The sequence below is a fragment of the Parabacteroides sp. APC149_11_2_Y6 genome (genome assembly GCF_054506995.1).
In genome coordinates this window covers 1,794,562-1,817,218 of record NZ_CP173709.1, presented here as the reverse complement: position 1 = coordinate 1,817,218, position 22,657 = coordinate 1,794,562, and the positions used below count along the sequence as shown (strand labels likewise).

General features: G+C 42.0%; 12 protein-coding genes. 3 read left to right on the top strand and 9 right to left on the bottom strand.

Annotated features, from left to right (window positions below):
• Window positions 1–244: 244 nt before the first annotated feature.
• Window positions 245–1,018 carry a sulfide-dependent adenosine diphosphate thiazole synthase gene (locus ACGE0T_RS07240; protein ID WP_459189859.1) on the bottom strand — a complete coding sequence of 258 codons (774 nt, stop codon included), beginning with the start codon at window positions 1,016–1,018 and terminating at the stop codon, window positions 245–247.
• Window positions 1,019–1,321: 303 nt separating this feature from the next.
• Here ACGE0T_RS07240 and ACGE0T_RS07235 point away from each other — a divergent pair, with 303 nt between their 5' ends.
• Both ACGE0T_RS07235 and ACGE0T_RS07230 read left to right on the top strand, forming a co-directional pair.
• The gene (locus tag ACGE0T_RS07235) at window positions 1,322–1,618 is read left to right on the top strand and encodes a nucleotidyltransferase family protein (protein WP_459189858.1); all 297 of its coding nucleotides are present in this window, start codon (window positions 1,322–1,324) and stop codon (window positions 1,616–1,618) included.
• On the top strand, window positions 1,599–1,988 hold the full coding sequence (locus ACGE0T_RS07230) for a HepT-like ribonuclease domain-containing protein (RefSeq protein ID WP_459189857.1): 390 nt from the start codon (window positions 1,599–1,601) through the stop codon (window positions 1,986–1,988). The genes ACGE0T_RS07235 and ACGE0T_RS07230 overlap by 20 nt, the downstream gene beginning before the upstream one ends.
• A 146-nt stretch (window positions 1,989–2,134) precedes the next feature.
• On the opposite strand, the gene ACGE0T_RS07225 is transcribed toward ACGE0T_RS07230, so the two are convergent.
• Window positions 2,135–2,773, bottom strand: a complete 639-nt coding sequence (locus ACGE0T_RS07225) for a cytidylate kinase-like family protein (protein ID WP_459189856.1) — start codon at window positions 2,771–2,773, stop codon at window positions 2,135–2,137.
• A gap of 52 nt (window positions 2,774–2,825) precedes the next feature.
• Complete coding sequence (locus ACGE0T_RS07220; protein ID WP_459189855.1) at window positions 2,826–4,175, bottom strand: MATE family efflux transporter; 1,350 nt, start codon at window positions 4,173–4,175, stop codon at window positions 2,826–2,828.
• Window positions 4,176–4,233: 58 nt separating this feature from the next.
• On the opposite strand from ACGE0T_RS07220, the gene ACGE0T_RS07215 reads away from it, so the two are divergent.
• Window positions 4,234–4,716 carry a GAF domain-containing protein gene (locus ACGE0T_RS07215; RefSeq protein ID WP_459189854.1) on the top strand — a complete coding sequence of 161 codons (483 nt, stop codon included), beginning with the start codon at window positions 4,234–4,236 and terminating at the stop codon, window positions 4,714–4,716.
• Between the two features lie 645 nt (window positions 4,717–5,361).
• Here the strand turns inward: ACGE0T_RS07215 and ACGE0T_RS07210 are convergent.
• The 6 genes from ACGE0T_RS07210 to ACGE0T_RS07185 form a co-directional block, all read right to left on the bottom strand.
• Window positions 5,362–6,819 carry a TolB family protein gene (locus ACGE0T_RS07210; protein WP_459189853.1) on the bottom strand — a complete coding sequence of 486 codons (1,458 nt, stop codon included), beginning with the start codon at window positions 6,817–6,819 and terminating at the stop codon, window positions 5,362–5,364.
• 4 nt (window positions 6,820–6,823) lie between these two features.
• Window positions 6,824–8,596 carry a DUF6057 family protein gene (locus ACGE0T_RS07205; protein WP_459189852.1) on the bottom strand — a complete coding sequence of 591 codons (1,773 nt, stop codon included), beginning with the start codon at window positions 8,594–8,596 and terminating at the stop codon, window positions 6,824–6,826.
• 108 nt (window positions 8,597–8,704) lie between these two features.
• Entirely contained in the window at window positions 8,705–10,420 is a 1,716-nt protein-coding gene (locus tag ACGE0T_RS07200; RefSeq protein ID WP_459189851.1) for a RagB/SusD family nutrient uptake outer membrane protein, read from the bottom strand.
• 30 nt (window positions 10,421–10,450) lie between these two features.
• Window positions 10,451–13,483 (bottom strand): SusC/RagA family TonB-linked outer membrane protein, encoded by a 3,033-nt coding sequence (locus ACGE0T_RS07195; RefSeq protein WP_459190434.1) that lies wholly within the window; start codon window positions 13,481–13,483, stop codon window positions 10,451–10,453.
• 812 nt (window positions 13,484–14,295) lie between these two features.
• Window positions 14,296–16,656, bottom strand: a complete 2,361-nt coding sequence (locus ACGE0T_RS07190) for an ABC transporter permease (RefSeq protein WP_459189850.1) — start codon at window positions 16,654–16,656, stop codon at window positions 14,296–14,298.
• A 211-nt stretch (window positions 16,657–16,867) separates the two neighbouring features.
• Window positions 16,868–22,396 (bottom strand): MG2 domain-containing protein, encoded by a 5,529-nt coding sequence (locus ACGE0T_RS07185; protein WP_459189849.1) that lies wholly within the window; start codon window positions 22,394–22,396, stop codon window positions 16,868–16,870.
• Between the last annotated feature and the right edge of the window lie 261 nt (window positions 22,397–22,657).

The window sequence follows — 22,657 nt, the reverse complement described above, 5'->3', positions numbered from 1 at the left end:
AGTCTGAAAACACCGATAAGGCAATAAGTTTAATATGTATACCAATACAAGGGGCTGAATATGTCAAAAAGCTATTACCGAACGCTGATGACACAGAACACGCAGATTTACGCAGATTCTTTAATTAAAAAATATGGTCTGCGTAAATCTGCGCTCTGTCTGCTAATTCTGCGTTCCCTAATATAGACTGTGACACATTCAGCCTCTTCATTAAATATCCAAGCCGATTTATCCGGCCGGTTTTCTATTCAGCATCCAATTTTGCACAGATCAGTTCTGCCGCTTTCTTACCGCTCATCAACATACCACCGAAAATCGGTCCCATACGGAAACTTCCACTTACACCATTTGCCGCCATACCGGAAACAAACAGGCCCGGATAGATTTCCTTGGTATTCTCTACAGTGGTAGATTCTCCCAATTCCACATTCAGCGAACGTTCGCCAATAACACCGCCAGTCGGAGTATTCAGTTTAATATCATTCTTGCGGGCTACGACGCGGGCAATCTCACAATCATGGCCTGTACCTTCCAGTACGGCTTTAGACATGATAGTCAGCGGGTCGACATGCATACCTTCACGGATAACCGGAGCCCAATTTACCACCACGCCGGCTACTGCGTCGTTATGGAAGACCACATCTTCAACAGAATAGCAATTGAAAATAGTCGCACCGGCTTTTGTTGCATTATAAATCAAAGCGGAAGTAGTATGGACCGAATCCATAATATAAGTGCCATTGCCGGCATCCTTATACGTTACGCCCAACTCTTTAACGATAGGCATTGCTTCTTCCTGCACCACAATATCATTGAACATCATAGCACCTCCCCACATACCGCCTCCGGGAGCCAGTTTACGGTCAAACAAGGCTACTTTTTTCCCGGCTTTAGCCAGATAGTAAGCAGCTACAATACCGGATGGCCCGCCACCTACAATAGCGACATCAATAGATAAATTGCTCTTCAACTTTGCAAAGTAAGAGTCAATAATCCCTGTAGAAACAATCTGTTCCATTACAAATAAAATTAGAGTTTAAACATCGGGAAGCACATAGAGGTAACGCTCCCCTTTATTTAGTAATTCTACCTTTCTCCCTTCACGGCATTACCCGGGCAGGTTCTATGGGTATAATCTCAGCCTGATAGTAAGGCACCCCTATGATAAGTGGAGGCAAAGATACGAAATAAAACTGAGACCAAGTGCAGAATGTTGAAAGTATCGTTGGTAGCCGCCGAATACTAGTCGGCAGGAAGCACGGTGAAAAGATATTCTTTAAGAAAGTTTTTGTATCTTTGCCTTTACCAAATTCAATGAGGAATGAAAACAAAGAAAGACTATATTGATATTCTGAAATCTTCTGCACACGAGTTGGAGCAGCAGTTTGGTGTCCGTTCTCTTCGATTGTTTGGCTCTGTAGCTCGCAATGAGCAGACGGAAACGAGCGATGTTGATATTTGTGTCGATACCGAAACACCCAACCCTTTTCTAATCGTGCGAATGAAGAAATATTTGGAAAGACTTTTAGGGTGTTCTGTTGACGTAATTCGTTTCCATAGAAATATGAACGCTTTTCTTAAACAACAAATAGAGAAAGATGGAATTTTTATCTTCTAATAAAAAAATAGTAGCATATAATATCTTGATACAGATAGAAGAAGCTATTGTGAAGATTCAGCACAGAACAGCCGAAATACATAGTGCAGATGATTTTCTGCTTACATCGGGCGGTATGGAAAAGTTGGATGCCGCTTGCATGTTACTCATCGCTATTGGCGAAAGCCTTAAAAATCTTGATAAAGTAACAGAAAAGAAACTCTTGATTACCGACTCTACTATTCCTTGGAGTGACGTAATGGGGGTTCGCGATATAATTGCTCATCATTATTTTAATGTAGATGCCGAAGAGATTTGGTGGATTATTAGTAATGAACTGACGCCACTATTATCCTCCATTCGTAACTTTATCAAGCAGTTTGATACATAATATTCTTCTCTGTACTATCTGATATTTCCACTAAATCATTTTGAACGCTTATACCAACGAATAATAATAAAGTATAAGCGATATGAGAACAAAAAGATATCTGTCCGCCCCGATACTGTTGCTACTATATCGTGTCCAATCGAAATTTATCCGAAATGAGGCGGCCGTTTATCCATTTTCCGCTCTACAAAGTTTTTTATGAACTCGACCGTTTCATCCACTCCCAGCACGGAGACGTCTATTGAGAAGTTATAAGACGATGCCACGCCCCATTCTTTATTGGTATAATAATTATAATAGGCTGCACGGGACTTATCGGTCTTTGTCATCAACTCCTTTGCCTGTTCCACGGACAAATCCTGGGATTCTATAATCCGCTGGATACGGTTTTCCTTTGTATTATGTATAAAGAAACTCAGACAGGCAGGGTCGTCACGCAAGATATAATCGGCACAACGGCCAACCAGCACACACGAGTGTTCTGCCAATTTGCGGATGGCATCGCTCTGGAACTTGAACAGCCCATCGTTGGAAAGGATATCGGTATAAGGGGTAAACATTCCCATATAAGAAAAACCAACGGTAAAAGCATAGGACAATCCACTGGAGGCACGCTCGTCGGCTTTTTCAAAAAATTCTTCACTCAAACCGCTTTCTTTAGCAGCCACAGCCATCATTTCCTTATCATAATATGCGATTCCGAGAGCTTCCGCCAGTTTCTTTGCAACCTCGCGGCCACCACTTCCGAACTGGCGACCAATGGTTAATATGATTTTGTTTTCCATCTTCGAATGTGTTTTTATTATACACAAAGATATAATTTCTTATCAATTAATATCAGTTCGCCTGCTTAAATTTCCTGAATTGGTTTATCAGAACTATTGTTGTTACAATCGTAGCTGTCGTATCGGCAATAGGAATACTGATCCAGACTCCCAGAGTTCCCATCAGCGGTGGCAGGATAAGCAGACAAGGTATCAGGAACAGCATCTGGCGGGTAAGCGACAGGAAGATTGCTTTCTTCGACATACCGATAGAAAGGAAGAAATTGGTCGCCACCATCTGGAAACCGACTATCGGAAAGACAGCAAAGACAATATGCAACCCATATACAGCTTCATTTATCAACTCGTCATACTCCGTAAAAATGCGGACAATGGCAGACGGGAACAACTGGCACATCAGGAACCCTGCGGTTGCCACTCCTACCGCCCACATCATGGTTAATTTCGTAACTTCAGTCACGCGCGAATACTGGCGGGCACCGAAGTTATATCCGGCGATAGGTTGCATTCCCTGATTAAATCCCATGATAATCATTACAAACAGAAAAGCGATGCGATTAACGATTCCGTATGCTCCGATAGCCATATCACCTCCATGCTCTTTCAATCCCCGGTTTATCAGGATAATAATCACGCAGGAACAGAAGTTCATCAGGAAAGGAGACATTCCGATATATATGATACCTTTTACGATTTCCTTTTTCAATCGGTAAATGCCTTTTTTGAAATGCAACAACTGCGTCGGTCTCGAGAAATGAACCATCTGCCCTGTCAAAGAGATGACCTGTGAAATAACGGTTGCCCATGCCGACCCTTTGATGCCCCAACCGAAGCCGAAAATGAATACCGGGTTCAAAATACAGTTTATCACCACCGAAGCAAGCGTGGCATACATAGCCAACCGGGGAAACCCGGAGGAACGGAGTACGGCATTCAGCCCTAAATACATATGTGTAACTACATTTCCCACCAGGATAATGTTCATATAGTCGCGGGCATACGTAATCGTCTGTTCACTGGCACCGAAGAAATAAAGTATCGGGTCGAGCAGGAACATGAATATCACCGTAAAAGCCAATCCGAGGATGACATTTAATACCAGAACATTTCCCAGCACTTTATTAGCTCCTTCATAATCCTTTTGTCCGAGTTTAACGGAAACCAATGTGGAGGCCCCTACTCCGACAAGCGAGCCGAATGCTGCCGCCAGATTCATTAATGGGAATGTCAGTGCCAGGCCGGAGATTGCCAACGGTCCGACTCCCTGTCCGATAAATATACTGTCTGCCATGTTATAAAGAGAAGATGCCGTCATGGCAATTATGGCAGGAATGGCGTATTGAGTAAGTAGTTTGCCAATTTTTTCGGTTCCGAGAACCAAAGGAGAATTCTGCTTTATCATGGGTGCAAAGATACAAAATTTATGACGTACCTTTGTCCTAAACAAATTGAGAATTATTATGGCGGAAAATCTGGTTATAAATCAAGGAAGTAAGGAAGAGCAATATCAAACATTGCTGCCTCAGATAAAATCCCTGACAGGTGCGGAAACAGATGTAGTGGCAAATCTGGCTAATATCGCGGCTGCCCTGAAACAGACATTCGGATTCTTTTGGGTAGGCTTCTATAGGGTAAAAGAGGATACATTGGTACTGGGACCGTTCCAAGGCCCGCTTGCCTGCACACGTATCCGGTTCGGTAAAGGGGTTTGCGGAACAGCTTGGAAAGAAGCTAAAACACTGGTTGTTCCGGATGTGGATGTGTTTCCGGGGCATATAGCTTGCAGCTCCGATTCGAAATCGGAGATTGTAGTTCCGGTTATCAAGGATGAAAAAGTAGTTGCGGTATTGGATATCGACAGCGACAGCCTGAACAGTTTTGACAAAGTAGACGCTTGTTATTTGGAAAAACTATGTAAAGAGGTGCTTGCAGAACTGTTATAATGTTTATTTTTCACCTTATTAGATGACACTTTGATAAAATAACGCTATTTATAATAACATAGCATATAAACCGAAAAGGCATTTCAGGAATATTCAGGCTCTTTTTCATGTTAAAAAGCCGGCTTTTCATACTTACCCGGAACCTTTTTTCACTTTCCCGGAGGGTAATTTCAATTAGTACCGGTACTAAATCCTACTATCTGCGCAGATAAAAACACCTATATTTTAACTTTAAAACATATATGTTTTGATTTCAAAGCATATATGTTTCGTTTTTTGATGTTATTAAACAGAAACACAGCTCTGGAATGGTTATAAAACCAGACTTGACAGGAATATTAATTTGATTATTATTTTTCATAAAACATAACATTATATTTAGGCACGGATTTCGCGGATTTCACGGATTAAATACATGTTATACTTTTATTAATCCGTGAAATCCGCGAAATCCGTGCCTAACAAATCAACTTTTGTATCCGAATCAATTAGTAAGCCTTACATTATTTTTTGCAACAAACAGACAAAACTTAACCTCGTGAGAGTAGCGTATTTACAAACCATTCCGGACATGTATCCATACAGATGACGCAGGAATGGGGTATTTTGACATTTTGTAAACTAAGGGAGGTTTTGACAAAAGGATTATTTCATAAAAGAAATATCCGTGCCCGGACCATATTTGCTGATTTGCGTTAGTTTATAAGTATCTATCTTTACTTTACCCTTAACTAATTCCGGGATGTTGAAGGAGAAAAGAGATAAATCATAATAATCGGCATCTTGCTGAGGTAATAAAAACGGTTTGCCTGCAACTCCTTCCTCGTTTATATAACAAATATACGGCCGGGTGTACAGCCCGTCGCCACGGCGGCTGCTAAATACAAACCATCGGCTATTGCTGCTCCATGAATGGTAACTATCCACATCCTTGCTGTTTACTCCGGGAAGAGAGTCGGTTTGTAGCGTATTTAGCTCCAACATCCGTAAATCGGCATCTTTATGCCAGATAGAAAAGTTTCCGTAACCGGAAATCGTATATAGCAAATAACGTCCATCCGGAGATACGCGCGGAAATTTAACACTGTGTCCCTCCTTCTCCGCATTATATAAGGTATCTACCTGACGTCCGAATACACGGGTTTCCGGGTCGAATGAAATGCTGAGCAGGTTATAACGGATGTCTTTGTAAGATTCAGGCATTTGCTTTGCCTTGGCTGAACAGAAATAGAGCCGCTTGCCATCGGGCGAAAAGGTTGGGAAAGTTTCAAAATTCTCTTCCGAGAAGAGTTTCGGAGATGTAATGATTTCATGCTTTTCCACGTCATATACTACGACATCCGATTTGTTATCGAATACCTCTATTTTATTCGGGTCCGAAAGGTGGAAATCCTGTTTTGTATCATTTGTGGAGAACGCTACATATTTGCCGGAAGGATGCCATGAAGGATAGACCAGGGCGGAGATAGTCTGTTCGGTCTTCGTATTCAACTTTTCTATCTCACCGTCGATAATCATATAGGTACCATTGTGTATCATACGCTGGTGGAACAACATCCGGCCCGGATTCTGCATACAAAACGAATGGCAGTTCATACAATTATTGTTTGTCAGGTTATTGCTGAGCAATGCCTCTTCCTTAAAGTTTTCCAGATTACGCTGGTAGATACCCATTTCTCCCCACATCCGGTATCCCGGGGCTATACGGCGATATACCAGATAGGAATCTATAGGTTCTTTGGCTATATGTACGGAAAAAGGTTTATACTGCATCCATTGACCGCCTTCCTCCGCATAGACAAGAAACTGAAGGGTCTCGCCTGCCGAGGTTTCCAATAAACGATGCCATTTCCCGGATGGAATCTGAAAAGCGCCTTGTTCGGAATCAACGCGTACCTGTTGTTCTCCATTCGAGATAACAAGTATGGATTCTGAGGGCGTATTCAGTTTAAAATTTAACGGTGCAATATTACAGGGAACCGTTACATTACAATAATCAGGGAATATTTCCGGTAACGTATCCTTTGGCTGTGACTCCGGAATGCCTTCACTGCATCCGCATAAATAAAACAGGCATGCCAATAATATGTATAATCGATTCATATGCTTAATTCAGTTGTTTACAATAATAATAAAACCAGAACGTATTCCCATATTGATGGTAAAGCAACCCTAAGCCGTCCGGATTGTTCCTTGCTTGTTTGATGTCCGCCTGAAACTGGCGGCAACGACGGATTATCTCCGGCCGGACTTTTATCTTCTCCAAAACAGAAGCATCCTCGACAGACAATACCAATGCCGCTTCCTGAAAATGGATGGGAAGGGGCTGCCACTCCGCTTTATCTGCAATCCGTAGAAGTAATGCCTTAAATGCATTCATTTCTTTTGCCAACAAATAAGAACATCCAAGATAATCCAATGCTATACGGTTGACGGCTGGTTCCGACAAATGTCTTTCCCAAAGGCTATCCATTCCAACCAGGCATAACAGGTTATCATCAGCTATAGAAGGTAGTTTTTTGGTTCCTAATTCTTTATCCTGAGCTATTTTTTCCGGGTTACAGAGGTATATCTTATATTTCTCCGCCCATGTATGGTAATAGGGTGTCCGCTCAAGCAGATTGATATATTTCCGGGCTATGGCATATTCTCCCCGTATCAGGTTTGTTTGTATCAAACGTTGCAACATGCGCGGGCTGCATGTGCGTTTAGCCAGTGTCAGGCCCTCCATCGCGTAGCTTTCGGCGGTACTGATATCCCCTATCATATAATGTATGTCGCTAAGCATTGCGCTCATATAATAGGAACCGTCCCAGGGGGCTATCAGGCTTTGAGGCCCTTGTTGGTCGAAATGGAATAATTTGTCACCCAATTCCCCTTTTGCCGCCAATGCCATATTCAGATAGTTTTGGCTAATCGGGTTCGGGATTTTCTTTCCTTTGTGCATTTGTATAAGGTTGTCCCATTTCTGATGGCGTTTCCAATAAGAGAGTTCATAAATCAGGCGGTTTTGCATATCCTGTCTATCCGGCAGGCAGAAAAAACAAATAAACAAGCTGACCAGTATAGCGGTACTGCCGGTTACAACAATTTTACCAAGCCGCTTCCCTCCCATTATTTTATCTAAAGAATAGGTTATGAGATATAAAATAACCAGAAGCAGGGTGTAGCGAATCCATACAAAATAGATGAAAGACTCCGGCAGCATTTGTTTTTCCTGGTATCGTATCGAATAAATTCCATCTGTCAGAGGGATGGATAAGGACAAGCGTGTAGAAAGAAATGAAAGTCCCAACCCGGTGAATAATGCAAAAAATGCATACGGCCATTTTTCTTTCCGTTGAAAAAAGCTAAGAGCTGCTAAAGCAATACCATAAAGTGCCGCCATCTGTCCGGCCAATACATAAATAACGAATGTGCTTGCCAGGCTGTATAGGAACCAGACCTGTTTCCTGCGCAGAACAGTAAAAAGAAACAGTAACAGCAGCATCAGTAAAATCCCGATAGTCCCGTCGGGCACATAATTAAGGTTCATATGTACTTTCATCAAGGCTGCTACGGGTACAAGGGCAAGCAAAAGGTTGTATTCCCGCCGTGCTATCGTTTGTAGAAGTAAATAGCAAAGGACTCCTGTCGAACTAATCAATAAACTATTGACTGATATGGCAATAAAAAGATCCGGATAGTATTGTACCAGCATCTGTCCCGATACGGAACAAAAGCCTCCCGGTATAAACAATAGGTCCCGAATAAAAAACCACTCCGGAATAAACAGTTGCATCTCTTCCTGTTGCTGGTAAAAAAAGATATTGAACGACCGGAAGAAGAAAAATAATCCCGCAAAAACGAGAAGCCAAAAGGCAAGTGCTTTCCATTTCATAAGTTTTTTACTCTTTATTATATGAATAAGACAAAACAAGAGAGGAAACTACTGATTATAGTGTTTCCTCTCTCTCTTAATATATATTAAAACACAACTTGAAACATGTTATTTCTTGCCTCCATAACCCGGGTTCTGTTCTATCAGGTTATTAGCACCGATAATCGTATAGTGAATAGGGAATAAGTTTAAATTCTGATTGTTTGTAGCCTTATGATCCCACCAGTTTTCCGTAACATAGGCATCCCAACGAATCAAATCCGTACGGCGGCGGCCTTCTCCCAGAAATTCGACCATCCATTCTTTCAGCATGCGGTATTTATCCAGATTGGCTGCAGTTACAGGGTCCGGGTCTGCACCACCTTCAAAATAACGTTTACGAACCTCGTTAATCAGGTCTGCCGCACCCGGTTTGTCTCCTGCACGCATTTTGCATTCAGCCAGCATGTAATAAATTTCGGCTATACGGATGATAGGAACGTCCGGGTCGAACATGCGTTTATAGTCATCCTGATTCGGACGCGGGCTGCGTTTGGTTACACGTACGCCTGAACTTTCCTCTGCAGTAGCAATTGTGGAGGGCAAATCTTTTACACTTGCATATTCTTTACCGACTTTGGCAAAATAAGCAATCTGGTCGCGTTCCACGATTACCTGGTCTTTATATTCACGGTCGCCGGTACATACCCAATCAGGATTTAACGGATTTCTCAATTCACCTACGATAAACATACCACGGTATTTTCCACTTCCTTCGTAAACATACAATTGCTTGCGCAAGTCTTTATCATGGAATGATTCATACGGATTACCTATGTTGAAATTATAAAGGTTACCTTCCGGGTCGCGGCTTGGAGTCAAACAGCAACCGTTATTGGAACCGGAATCTTTCAATCCTCCCAAATAATTCTTGAAATTATAGGGAACCATATAACTCCATAGCATACCGTCTGTCTCTAACTTCGCATTCTGACTCGGTACAGACCATATGATTTCAGTAGATGTCTCATTGGAGAAACCGAAGATGTTTGTCCAGTCCGGATCTAACTTATAAGAGCCGTATTTACCATCCAGGATATCCTGGCAGATAGTAGCCGTTTCTGTAAACATTTCCTTGCCAATATAAGATTTGGCATTGAAATACAAGCGTGCCTTTAATGCAGCTCCTGTAGCACGATTAATACTACCGTTCTCAAAGCTACCCAATTCAGTCTTCAAAGGAAGATTCGGTATTGCTTCTGTCAGCAGAGAGTCGATGAAGTTGAATGTTTCCAGAGCTGTAGCACGTCCTTTTGCATCTGTTTGTGTAGTCGTATACAAAGGAACCCCACCGAAGAAATCCAGACCATCCAGATAGAAAGAGGCAACCAGCGCCTTTTGCTGGTTCAGCATGGATTCGCGAACGCCGTCTTCAAATCCCAATGCCTTGAAATCAACCTTTTCCAAATCCTCTAATGCATCCCATGCCAAAGCGACCCCCATACCAAAGTTTGTCCAGCCCGTCTCGATAGCTGTCATATCTTCAGTATATTCATGATGATGGAATTTTTGATAAACGCCGGCATTATACCAGTCACTACCACGGGTCGGCAAACAAAACTCGTCGGTTCCTAACTCTTGCATCATCCAACGAGGTTCGTTATGTGCCACATACCAACGCCAGTGAGTAAACGGACGGTTAAAACGTTGCCATACATTTTCCTGTGATGCATAGAAAGTTTCCGGTACGACCTGCGAATAATAAGTAGGCTCTACGCTGCATGACGTAGCGGCAGTCAATAACAGAATACCGGAAGCTATATAGTTTAATATATCTTTTTTCATTTTTAGCTATTTACTTTTATGTCCAACCAATTAGAAACTAACCTGAATACCTAATGTATAGGTACGAACCTGAGGATAAAGACCCGTAAACCAATCGATACCGCCATCCCATCCGGATACATTCACTTCAGGATTGATACCTGTATAGCCTGTGATAGTTGCAACGTTGTGCACCGTACCGTAAACGCGCAGTTGGTTTACATATTTCGTATACTTTCTCAAAGGAAGTGTATAACCTAATGTAATTGCATCGATTTTCAGGAAAGAACCGTCTTGCAAATAGTAATCACATTGTTGTTTTTCTCCGCGGATATGGTCGAATTTACCGTATGCATCTTTCAATACATTACAGTTGTCTACACCTTGAATGCCAAAATACATATCTATAGTATTGTAAACATCGAAATCCAACCAACTACGCAGGTTAATACCTAAATCCCAGTTCTTATAAACAAGGGTATGGTTCCAACCCAGAATAACTTTTGGCATATAATTGCCGATATAGCGTCTGTCCTGCTCTACTTTATCGCTTGCCGGAATAACTTCTCCATCTTTATTATATAATAAGAAGTTACCTTTGTCATCAAAACCGGCGAACTGGTAGATATAGAAGCTACCGATCGTCGTGCCGGCTTCCAGGCGGTGAGCGTCACCCGGGTTACCCGGAGACGGGAAACCTGCAGCACTTAAATAGGTATTATCACCAGACATTGTCAGGATTTTTGCTGTGTTATGGCTCAGGTTCAGGTTTGTACTCCACGTGAAATCTTTCGAACGAATGATATCGCCGCCAACTTCAAATTCCCAACCTTTACTTTCCATGCTTCCGATGTTTTTCCACATACTTCCTTGTGGATACGGAGGCTGAGGCACTTTAATTTCATAAAGCATATTATCAATCTTACGACGATAATAGTCGAACTTACCATATATACGGTTATCGAGGAAAGCATAGTCGATACCCAAGTCCCACTCTTTCTTTTCTTCCCAACCCAATTGCAGGTTCAGATTCTTGGATTTACCATAGCTCTTCGCCCATTGGCCGTTCGGAAGCATCCAGTCCTGGTCGGATGATAATGTGTTGGCGGTATAGTCGGAACCGAAGTCATTATTACCGGTTACACCATAACCGAAACGAACTTTCAGGTCATCGATCCATTTGATGTCTTTCATAAAGTCTTCATTCGAGATACGCCAACCTGCAGATAGTGCCCAAAAGTTAGCCCAACGGTTATCTACTGCAAACTTTGATGATCCTTCATGACGGATAGACGCCATCAACATATATTTATCCTGATAAGAATAGTTCGCACGGGCAAACAAGGAGAACAGACGTTCGGTAATACCTTTGCCTGAGCCCATTCCGGCTTTACCATCACTCAGGTAGGTTCCTGCACCTATATCCCAATACTTAACACCGTCTACCGGGAAGTTATAGTTTTCAGCATAGAAATTCTCATTGTTCTTTTCAAAATAAGAATAACCGCCTACAACATTCAGGTTATGTCCGCCTTTAAATTCTTTGATATAAGTAGCAAAGCCTTCCGAAGTCAAAAATTCAGTCTTGCTGAACTCCAGCTTAGCATATCCTTTCCGGGAATTATTAATTTCGTCACGATGATTTTTAGAACGGAAATAATGATATTCCCACTGGCGGTTCTCATAACCGACTACCTGTTGTACAGACAAGCCCGGAACAGCTTTAATGTTCAACTTAATCGTTGCTTCCGGTTTGAACCATTTATCCAATCCTTCATACGTACTCAGACGGGCGTCTGCTACAACGTTATAATCGAGTGATTCGTTTGTCCATACATTCAGCCCCGTTTCACTTTCGGGATCATACGGAGAGCGCGTCGGATTGTTACGCAGGGCTTGCTGGAAGTTCGGGAAGTTATTATTTCGGTCGGCTTGGCGATAATCTACATTCGCACGTATTTCCAACCAATCGTCAAACAGTTTGAAATTGGAATTAACACGTCCTCCGAAGTCTTTACGGGAGTTATTGATGGAGATACCATCGTTGTCTTCATAAAACAGAGAGGTATAAATCTGTGCTTTTTCCGTACCGGCTTCCAGAGTGAGGTTATGTTTCTGTGAAAAATTGTCTTTTTGCAAAAGTTCGTCCCACCAGTCTACATCGTCACCATAATCGATACCCACATTGTGCTCTACATATTCGGCGGCAGACAGCATTTTCGGTTTACCGAACGCCTGGCGTTTACGCAACTCCGCATTATAGGTCATTTTCACCTTGCCATCTGTATTCGCACCATTCTTCGTTGTAATCAAGATTACACCCGAGGCGGCACGTGTACCGTAGATTGCTCCGGCAGAAGCATCTTTCAATACATCTATGGATTTAATATCACTTTGGTTCAAAGAACGGATATCGCCTCCGGGGAAACCATCAATTACAATAAGAGGGGATTTTCCGGCTTTTACGGAAGTCATACCACGTAACTGGAAGGTTGTCGAAGCATTCGGGTCGCCATTGTTTATCATAACCAAGCCGCCGATTTTACCTTGCAAAGCGGTAGAAATATCAGAGCCACTTACACCGACCGTCAAGTCGTCGGCAGACAATGAAGTAACAGCACTTGTTACCTGTTTTTTATCCAATGTACCGTACCCGACCACAACAACTTCACTTAACGCCTGGGTATCTTCCGCCATTGTTACATGAATGGACTTCTGACTGCCGACCTTTACTTCCTGGGTAACATAGCCGATGTATGAAATAACAAGGGTCGCATTGTTTGGAACATCCTTCAAAACAACTTTTCCGTTCATATCAGAAATGTTTCCGTTTGTTGTTCCTTTCACTACAACGTTCGCTCCGATCACCGGGCCCATTGCATCAGAAACAGTAATAGTAATCGTTTTCCCTACCTGGTCCGGAGAAACACTTTCAATTCGATTTTCAGTTAACAATTTTGCATTCTCATTTGCTGCAAAAGTACCTGTTGACAAACAGATTAGTAACCCACAAGTAACATGGGCCACGCGAGACATAGGACTATTCCATTTCAAAGGAATGTCACCAATCTTTTTTTGTTGCATTTTCATGTATTATCATATAAAAGTTAATAATAAGAGTTTTCTAAGTAGTAGGATTCAGCCTACAGGCTTGAATCTTTTTCATCACAAAATTTCATCTATCACCATATATCATAGGCTTTCCCTTTTTAATTAGACATTATAATTTTATTTATCTCCTTTATCATATCCGGCAAGAATTAAATTCACACATCCAAATATGACAGCTAAGTGCCGTCCTGTATATTTAAGTTTATCTTTCTTTGTGAAAAAGTATTCATTACATTTAATCCGCATTAAAAAACACTAACAAACAGGCAATTAGAAATAGCCTCAGTCTTTACAGAACCTAATCCTTTTTCCTATTATTCAGAAATAAACAGGGTTATACTACTAATAATCAAAAACATATGTTGGTTTTGTGCAAAAAGAGAAATACCATTCACAGGTTCCGGTAGCATTTATAAGGTAAATTAGAATGCAGAAATTAAATATTTCACAAGGTCCTCTATTAAAATTTTGTTGATTTTTTTTACTTTTCACACCCTTGATTAAAATATTTTATTTATTTTTGTGTCCGATATCAAAAATCAGAGTTGTTATTAACCTTTATTTGTAGAGATGGTTACTCTGGATTAACATATCTATATAATCGAAATAGTTCTGTAAAAACTATGGTATATTTCTCCCCAAATATTCCACAAACGTTATAATTCAATTGAAGTCTAATCACACGGTCCGGTTATCCGCAAAAAAAATACTATGTATGACATATTCATCATACATAGTATCCAAGCTCCCCTTTTAAATCCCAGGGATTCTATTTCGCTGAGTCTCTATTCTGTCTTTATACTATCTACAGGGTTTGCATTTGCGGCCTTCCAGTTCTGGAAAGTCACTGTAGCTATTGTAATAACAGACACAATTACAAATGCAAGTACAAACACCCACCAGTACATCGGCGTCTTATAGGCAAAACTTTCCAACCAAACTTTTACGCCATACCAGGCTACCGGGGCTGCCAACACAAAACAGATCGCAACAATCCGGATATAAGCTTTATTAAACATTGCCAAAATTTCTCCCACCGTAGCTCCATGTACTTTCCTGATACCGATTTCTTTCTGGCGATATTGCGTTTCAAATACAACCAAGCCAAATACGCCTACCAAAGAGATGATTATAGCCAACAGGCTAAACATGGTTATCATGCTGCGCAGATTCTCTTCACGATGGTATAAGTTATTAAACAGTGTATCGTAAAATTCGATGTTGAATGGAAAAGACGGATCTATGGAAGCCACCGTTTCACGGATATGCTCTACGGCTGCCTGCACATCGGTGCCAGCTTTCAGGCGAATATAAGAAACAGGTAAACTATAATCTTTCGTCACCATGAATCCTATATTATTCTCACCCTGACGGAGAGAAGTAAATTTTACATTTCCTGTAAAACCGACAATACGTCCCACACGGTCGCCCCAACCGCCAAACAAATCGCCGGCATCCATATCCATGCTTTTACGAGCTGTTTCATTAAAGATATAGAACATGTCTTCCGACTGTGCGTCCGAACGTTGGAAATTTCGTCCTTCGGTAACAGGTATTCCCATTGTCGATAAGAAATTATCAGAAACGACTAACTGAAAATATTGGAATTGTTTTTCCTTATACTTACTACCATTGGTACTATAACCATCCCTGGAACCAAGTTTTTGCATTGAGAATGCTACATCTTCAATACCGGGATAATCTTTTAAGCGATTCACATACGTTTCATGATGTTCATCATACAACTGTCCACCTATATCTACTATGGCAATCTGGTCTTTATCAAACCCTAATGAGAAACCTCTCATGTAATTATTTTGTAAACGCATAAAACAGGCACTGATAATCAGCATGATGGAAACGACAAATTGGATACCTATTAATGTTGTACGCAATTTACGCCCCGATGTCGATAGCCCGAAACTACCTTTCAAAACCAATGCCGGAGGAAAAGAAGTTATGTAATAAGCCGGATAAACTCCTGCTATGACCCCGGTAAACAGTGCTATTACAGCCGAAAGCAAAAGAACGGGAAGATTACCGGAAAGACTCAAATCTGCTTCGATAAATGGCAAAGAAGCGGTTTGATTGAGTGCCCATACAATAAAAAGACTAATCAACCAGCTCAACATACATATAATAACAGCCTCCACAAGCAGAGACCCACGAAGCACGTTATCCGAACTGCCCAATACTTTTTGGGTATTGATACTCTTTATACGCAAAGGGGTCAGTGCCGTACTGAAATTCATAAAGTTGATGGCGGCAACTACAATAATCAGAATGGCAATCCACAATAGAAGCATTGCTACTTCAGAGTCGCCACTCCGGAAAATATTGCCATCATGGTCTTCATTCAAATAATAGATATCGGTCAGCGGAACCAGTTTTATTTTCTGATTGGGACGATCTATTTTTGAAAAATCAAAATGTCGATTAAAATTATCGGTTACACTCTGTGCGGATGAGGCATCATCCAGTAAGAGGAAGCAGTAATAATTGCTTGCTCCAAAGTTAGTAAGAGCAAACTCATGGTCTATGGCTGAGTAGATAATATTACGTAACTGAGTGTTTCCCGGAAAATCACGGTAAACGGCACCGACTGTCAAATCCGTTCTCTCCTTCGACCAGATATCTTCTTCGGCATGTATCGACTTACCGACAGCCGGCTGGTTACCAAACAATTTATGAGCCAGACTCTGTGGAATAATCACTTTGTCCGGTTCATGCAAACAGTTCGCATCACCCTCAACTATAGGAATATCGAACACTTTCGTAAAATCCGGGTGACAAGTCTGTATAGTCTCCCTGAATCCCCGTTTCTCTCCATTCTCCGTTACAGAGAAATAGACAGGCGCTATAAAAGGATTGATAAGTGTCCCCGCTTCGATATGTGGCGACGACTGGATGGCAGCCTCAATAAAAGCACGTGGCAAAATAGTCGAGAAAGTACCCGGTTCAACCAAATCCATCCGGTATATTCTTTCGGAAGTCGAGTAACAACGGTCAAAATTCCGCTCAAAGTTAATCTGAACCAGAATAATGGTAAAAGCGGCAAATGCAACCGACAATCCTGCGATATTCAACAGCGTCGCCATTTTGAACCGCCTCAGCACACTTAGGAAATTACGAATGATTGTTTTCATATATTTTATCTGTTTCAAGAAACATACAACTAAATCCAACCTTTGAAAAACAAAGCTATACCTTTCTTAATTCAAATAGTGTGCCAATACACTTAACAGACTAAAAATAAACCAAATAAAAACACATCATACAACAAGCAGTGTCTAAAAATTAGACACTGCTGTACAAATTTTAGACACAAAACTTATGTGCCTGAGATATTCCCGGATTCTACTTCACTTCCACATTTTTCCCTTCGGTATTTGCCCGTACCAAATGGTCGTACATAGCTTCACAATAAACCGGAGGCAGATAGAAACGGCCCGGATATACCGCACAAAGATTAATCTTTACGGTTACCTGCTTACCTGCCGGCAGACGGTCGATGTAACTATACACCCTGTCATCCCGGATATCCTGATAACTTACGCCTACAGCTTTGGTATCTGTCGCTCCTTCATTCAGGAAGCGGGTATTCAAAATTTCCCAACCAGCCGGGAAGATTTCCGTAAGAGCCAGATTCTCATAAGTTCGCGGAGATGGATTCATAACTGTTATAACAGCCATGAAATTCGTTCCCTGGGGCAAGTCCGCTACATCTACCGGACGACCGGACTGGTCCATATAGCTAACGGCCAACGATAATCCATTGGAATAAGCCTTTTCTTCACCTTGTGCCGGAATACCTTCGGTAATAACACGGGCGAACAAAGTCGATTTACCTGTATTCTTTATTTCAAGAGATGCGGATGAAGCCGCTTTGGAAAGTAAATTCCCCGTCCATACGTTTTTAGCTGTGGTTATCTTTTCCGATTTATTACCACAAGTATACGAGAAATCCATATCTCCTGCTACCTTATATTTATGCACATAATCAGAAAGCCCTACCAATGCAAAAGCGGTAGTCTGGGTACTCATCCAATCATCTGAAGAAAGCGCTTTAGACAAATCATTTGCCAGAATAGCTGCCTCCTTGCCATTATTTAACAGACAAAGTGTTATTAAGCGGATAGCCTGATCGCGGGTATTGCTACCAAAGGTTTCGTCATATCCGGAATAATCCGTCTTCAAAGCCGTAGTCTTCTCTATTAATGCATTTGACACATCAGGACGTCCGACTAACGCATAACCGGCAGCCAGCAACCAGCGGCTCATCGGAGCTAACGACTTGGTTTCTTTCAGACGGTTCATTGCTCCTACTTCCGGAGAACCGGCCTTTGCCAGAACAAACAGACGGTAAGCCTGCGTCATTTCCTCCGAACGGGAGTAATACGACTGAACAGGTTTCCAGTCGCGGGCCACCCGGCGTAAATTATTCAATACATTCCGTTTCATAGCATCCGGAATTAAATATCCTTTCGCTTCCGCCGATAATAAGAAATGAGTAGCATACACGGTTCCCCAGGCATTGCTGCTCGTACCTCCCGGCCAATAAGAAAAAGCTCCGTCTACAGTTTGATAAGAACGAAGGCGGCGTATCACCTCTTTCACAGCATCTTCCGTAGACAGTTCCTGTTCTTTTGTCAACGCTGCAAATTCTTTCAAATAAAGTTGCGGGAAACCTTTGGATGTGATCTGTTCCACACAACCATGCGGATATCCCAACAAATAGGACAGACGGGTAGATAGATTAATCGGTTCCACATCCGACATTTCCAAAGTCAGGGAATTTGTACCGTCCAGCCCCGGCATTCTAACCGTTTCTTTCCAGGACTTGCCCGGTTCCAACGTTACCGGCATAACCTTCACTTGCGGACGGCTCACACTACGAATTTCGATATCCGTTTCATATACGGACTTTTCCCCTTTTCCCGTAGCAGTAATCGTAACCTTTCCCGCACCGGGTTTATCTTTTACGCGAATACGGAACAAGGCTTCTTTATCCCCTTTGGTTTGGAAATTCAATTCCTGGTTCGCACTTCCTACTACTTCCATATTAGAGGAGCAGGCAATAGAAACCTGTACATCTCCTATTCCTTCTTCTGTCGCAAATACAGTAGCTGGCACCACCATTTCTTCACCAATACCAATTACACGCGGCAACGTACCCAGCAACATTACCGGTTTACGGACAAACACGGACTTATCAGCATCTCCGTAAGCGCTGCCATTACCGGCAACCACCATTACCCTCACCCTGCCATTATAGTTCGGCATCTGATAAGAATGGCGTTTCTTTTCTCCTTTCTTCAAAAGGAACGGACCATCGAACTGCACAACCGGCTTGAAGCGGTTCACTATCGCTTTCGGCCCTCTGTTCAATGCTTCATCGCCACCGATGCTAAACATTTGTTCTATACGTCCGCCATAAGCACCCAATACATAATTATATAAATCCCATGTACTAACCCCTAATGCTTCACGGGCATTGAACGCTTTCCAGGGGTCAGGAGTCTGGAAGCGGGTTAAATCCAACAAACCTTCATCTACGATAGCAAGCGTATAAGCCATCTCTTTTCCGTTTTTTTCGGAAACGGTCACCTCATACTTGCTTTCCGGCTTAATCTCATCCGCCATCCGGATAACCGGGGTAAGACGGCTCTCCGGAGATGTTACGGTAAACGGCACCACCCCGTACATACGGATTGGAAGGTCGTTCTTCGTCATCCCATGCGGTTGCAATAAAGTAATGTAAACATAGGCATTCGGCTGCATGTCCGGAGTTGCTTTTATCTTCACAGTCGTTTCCTGGTCATTGCAGTTATATTCATTCAAAGAAAGCAGACGGGTTCCGTTCTCTATACTTATAATAGCCCGGCTTCCCTTTGTCGACGGGAAGGTAACGACAATGTTTTCGCCCGGAGCATAATTATCCTTGTCCGTTTTAAACATCAACATATTTGCAGAAGAAGAGCCATTGGCATCACGACGTCCTTCGCTATCCGGCCAGTCAAAATAACTCACAATACCGGAAGAGTGATTCGTACCTTTATCTTTTACGGAAATAAAGTAAGAACCCCAATCGTCTGCATCGAACATCAGCGGGAATGTAGTCAAACCGTTTTCTCCGGTACGGACTGTAAATTCCTTAATGGGTTTATTATAAGAGTCTGAAACGTAGTTTGCCAACATACTGTTATCCGAACTCCACCACCAATACCAGTATATTTTATAGACTTTTACCTCGATTTCCGTATTGGCAACTGGTTGTCCCTTATAATCTACAGAAGCTACTTCATACGAATACGCCTTATCCGTATTTAACTGCTTCTTCCCTACTTGGGGAGAATGAATACCCGCATACCGCTTATAAGGAGAATACAACATCCGGCTGGCATTGATACTGAAATCGCCGGATTCTTCGAATACACGGGTAACAAAATTTGCCAGCAACATGCCCGGCGCCGATGAACCTACTTCAAACCGTGCCTTTACTGTTGCATCCCCTATTTCATTTGTCGTTCCGGAAATCAGTTTACTTTCTTCCGTATTAAAAACTTTGGAAGGGTCATCAAAACAGAAATTCTTAAACCCGTCGAATGTTGTGGTTGTAGAGATAAATGTACCTTGGATATCATATTTCAGGTTACGTGCCACAGCCCCTTGCAACCAAGCCACATGCAAATCGGCATCCAGAGGTTCACCACGAAGCAGCACCTTCTCCGGCATGGAAAGATTTATTTTCAAACGGTTCGGTTTAATTGTTTCGATACGCAGGCGTTTGCTGAAACTTACTCCGCCTACGTTTACATTTACATTCCATGCACCTGTCGGAGCATCCGGTTCCGTAGGCATATCAAAGGTATATAATCCCAGTTCGCTCTGTGTTTGTGTTTTACGCAGATAAAGCTGATTCAACGGATTATACAATTCCATTACCACCGGATGATTCGCCGGCAACTTGCCTGAACGGTCATTCAGCATAAAACTGAGATGGAGCGTATCTCCCGGCCGCCATACGCCCCGGTCGCCATAAATAAAACCTTTGATGCCTTTCTGTACGACTTCACCTGAAACATCAAAAGAGCTGAGTGAAAGAGCCGAACCTCCATCTACCCGCAGATAAGAACGCTCTACGCCACGGGAGGCAATCACGTAAAAAGGTTTTCCGTTTTTCAAAGGTAATGTTACCTGTCCTTTATCGTTTGTCAACCCGGAACCTAACTGCTGGTTTTGATAGTTATAAGCTACCACCCTTACATTCCTTTCCGGTTCCGTATTCAACAGATTATGTACCAGAACTGTCATTTCGTTATCTTCCCCAGACATAGCCATCAATCCCAGATTCGTTGCCAGCACATTCTTTCCTGTTGAAATATTGAAATAGTAGCTATTGGAGCAAGGATCATTCCGTTCCATATAGTTATAATCCGACCAATCCAGGCCGCTATTATAAAAATAGCCCCCCTCATCGAAGCGGCTGCTCTCTTCACGGAACTTAATTTCATCTTCTGCCAGTATTTGTTCTTTGGATGGTTTTTCCTGTCCCTCACAAGGATAAGCCGACAAGTCTCTATCGGAAGAAAGTTCCACACGGTAAATAGCCCCCGGTTCGAGGTCTATCAACTGTTTTAAATCGATGGCATAAGTATTCCATTTCGATAAATCCTGTGTAGCATCGTCATCCAGGAAAATCGTTTTCCGGGCAACCAAACGCCCTACACGAATCAGATCACTTTGTCCGTCCAAATCGTTTGTCTGCAAAAACTGACCGATATTCTGTTCCAATATTTTGATAACACGGACTACCACACCCCGCAAATATACAGCCTGGAATGGGACGAGCAACTGAGTGGACTGAGGTATTATCACCCCTTCCCCCGTAAAACGGACAGCCGGTAAATCCTTATTTACCTCTATTTGTTTTACCACATTATCTTTCAATACCAGCCCGCTTTTACTACGTATATTTTTAGACAAATGGATGTTCATGGCTCCGGTACGTTGGGCATCCGGATACAACCGGAGCTTATTCCCGTTTACATTTACAGATCCGGACTTATTCCCGCTAATGTAGGCAAGCCCCTCCATATCCTGTGCCGCATCCAGCAGCTTGGTAAAAGTAACCTCAACAAAACGTTCCGGTTCCGCTACATATTGTATGTCATATACACTGAAATCATTCATACCGGGAATATCTACCGAAAAAAGTTCTCCTTCGGGCACACGCTGCTTATTTTGTGCTATAGATACGGCAAAAGGACGGGCGCCATCCGCTCCCGCCTGTATATTTTGTAAAGTTACCTGATGCTTCTTGCCATCCTGGCTATGCTCCCAGGTTGCATCGGCTTTTTCTGAAAAACGGATTAATGATTCTACGGTTTCCGGCGTTTCCTTGTCAGAGGTAAAAAGAGAACAGACAACATCATATCCGTTTTCATTCTTCTTATTGACATCCATTGCATACAAGTTACCCCGTACTAATAAAGGCAATGTAGAGAAACTGTATGAGAAATCCTTTTCCTTTCCTTCCACATCAAACCACTTGGAAAGGTCAGCACTTACTTTATAAGTGGTATTCCGGTCAAGTGCCTTCGTCGGTTTGAACTTTATGGTACGGCTATTCTCAAAAGAAAATTTACCGGGCACTTCTGGCTTAATTTTGATAAGCTTGTCCAAGTCTGTTTCTTTTATCTTCTCAGCCGGGATTTCCTGGTTAAAAATAAGGTAGACGGGAGTATATCTTGAAATTTTCCCGGAAGTGAAGGCTTCCACATAAGGATTGAACATTAATTCTTCATCCCCTCCACTGCTGGAATTGCATCCGGTAAACAATGATATCAGGTAAAATGAGCACAACAAATACAAATACTTCTTCATAGAATCCATTAATTTACGGTTACTATACTTTTAAAACAGTTAGTCCACGAATATAAGTATTTAATTTTACATTTTTCACAAATGATACAAAGGAAAATACTATCTTTGTATAAACCGAATAAGAAGATTACCTATGGCAACTAATGCATTACAAAAAGCAGAAATCATATTTCCGCCATTCTGACCTTTTTAAAAAATATGTATCACATTCGAATATCTATAAAATTAACCTCAAGAAGGAAGAAAACCCTGATAGCTTTT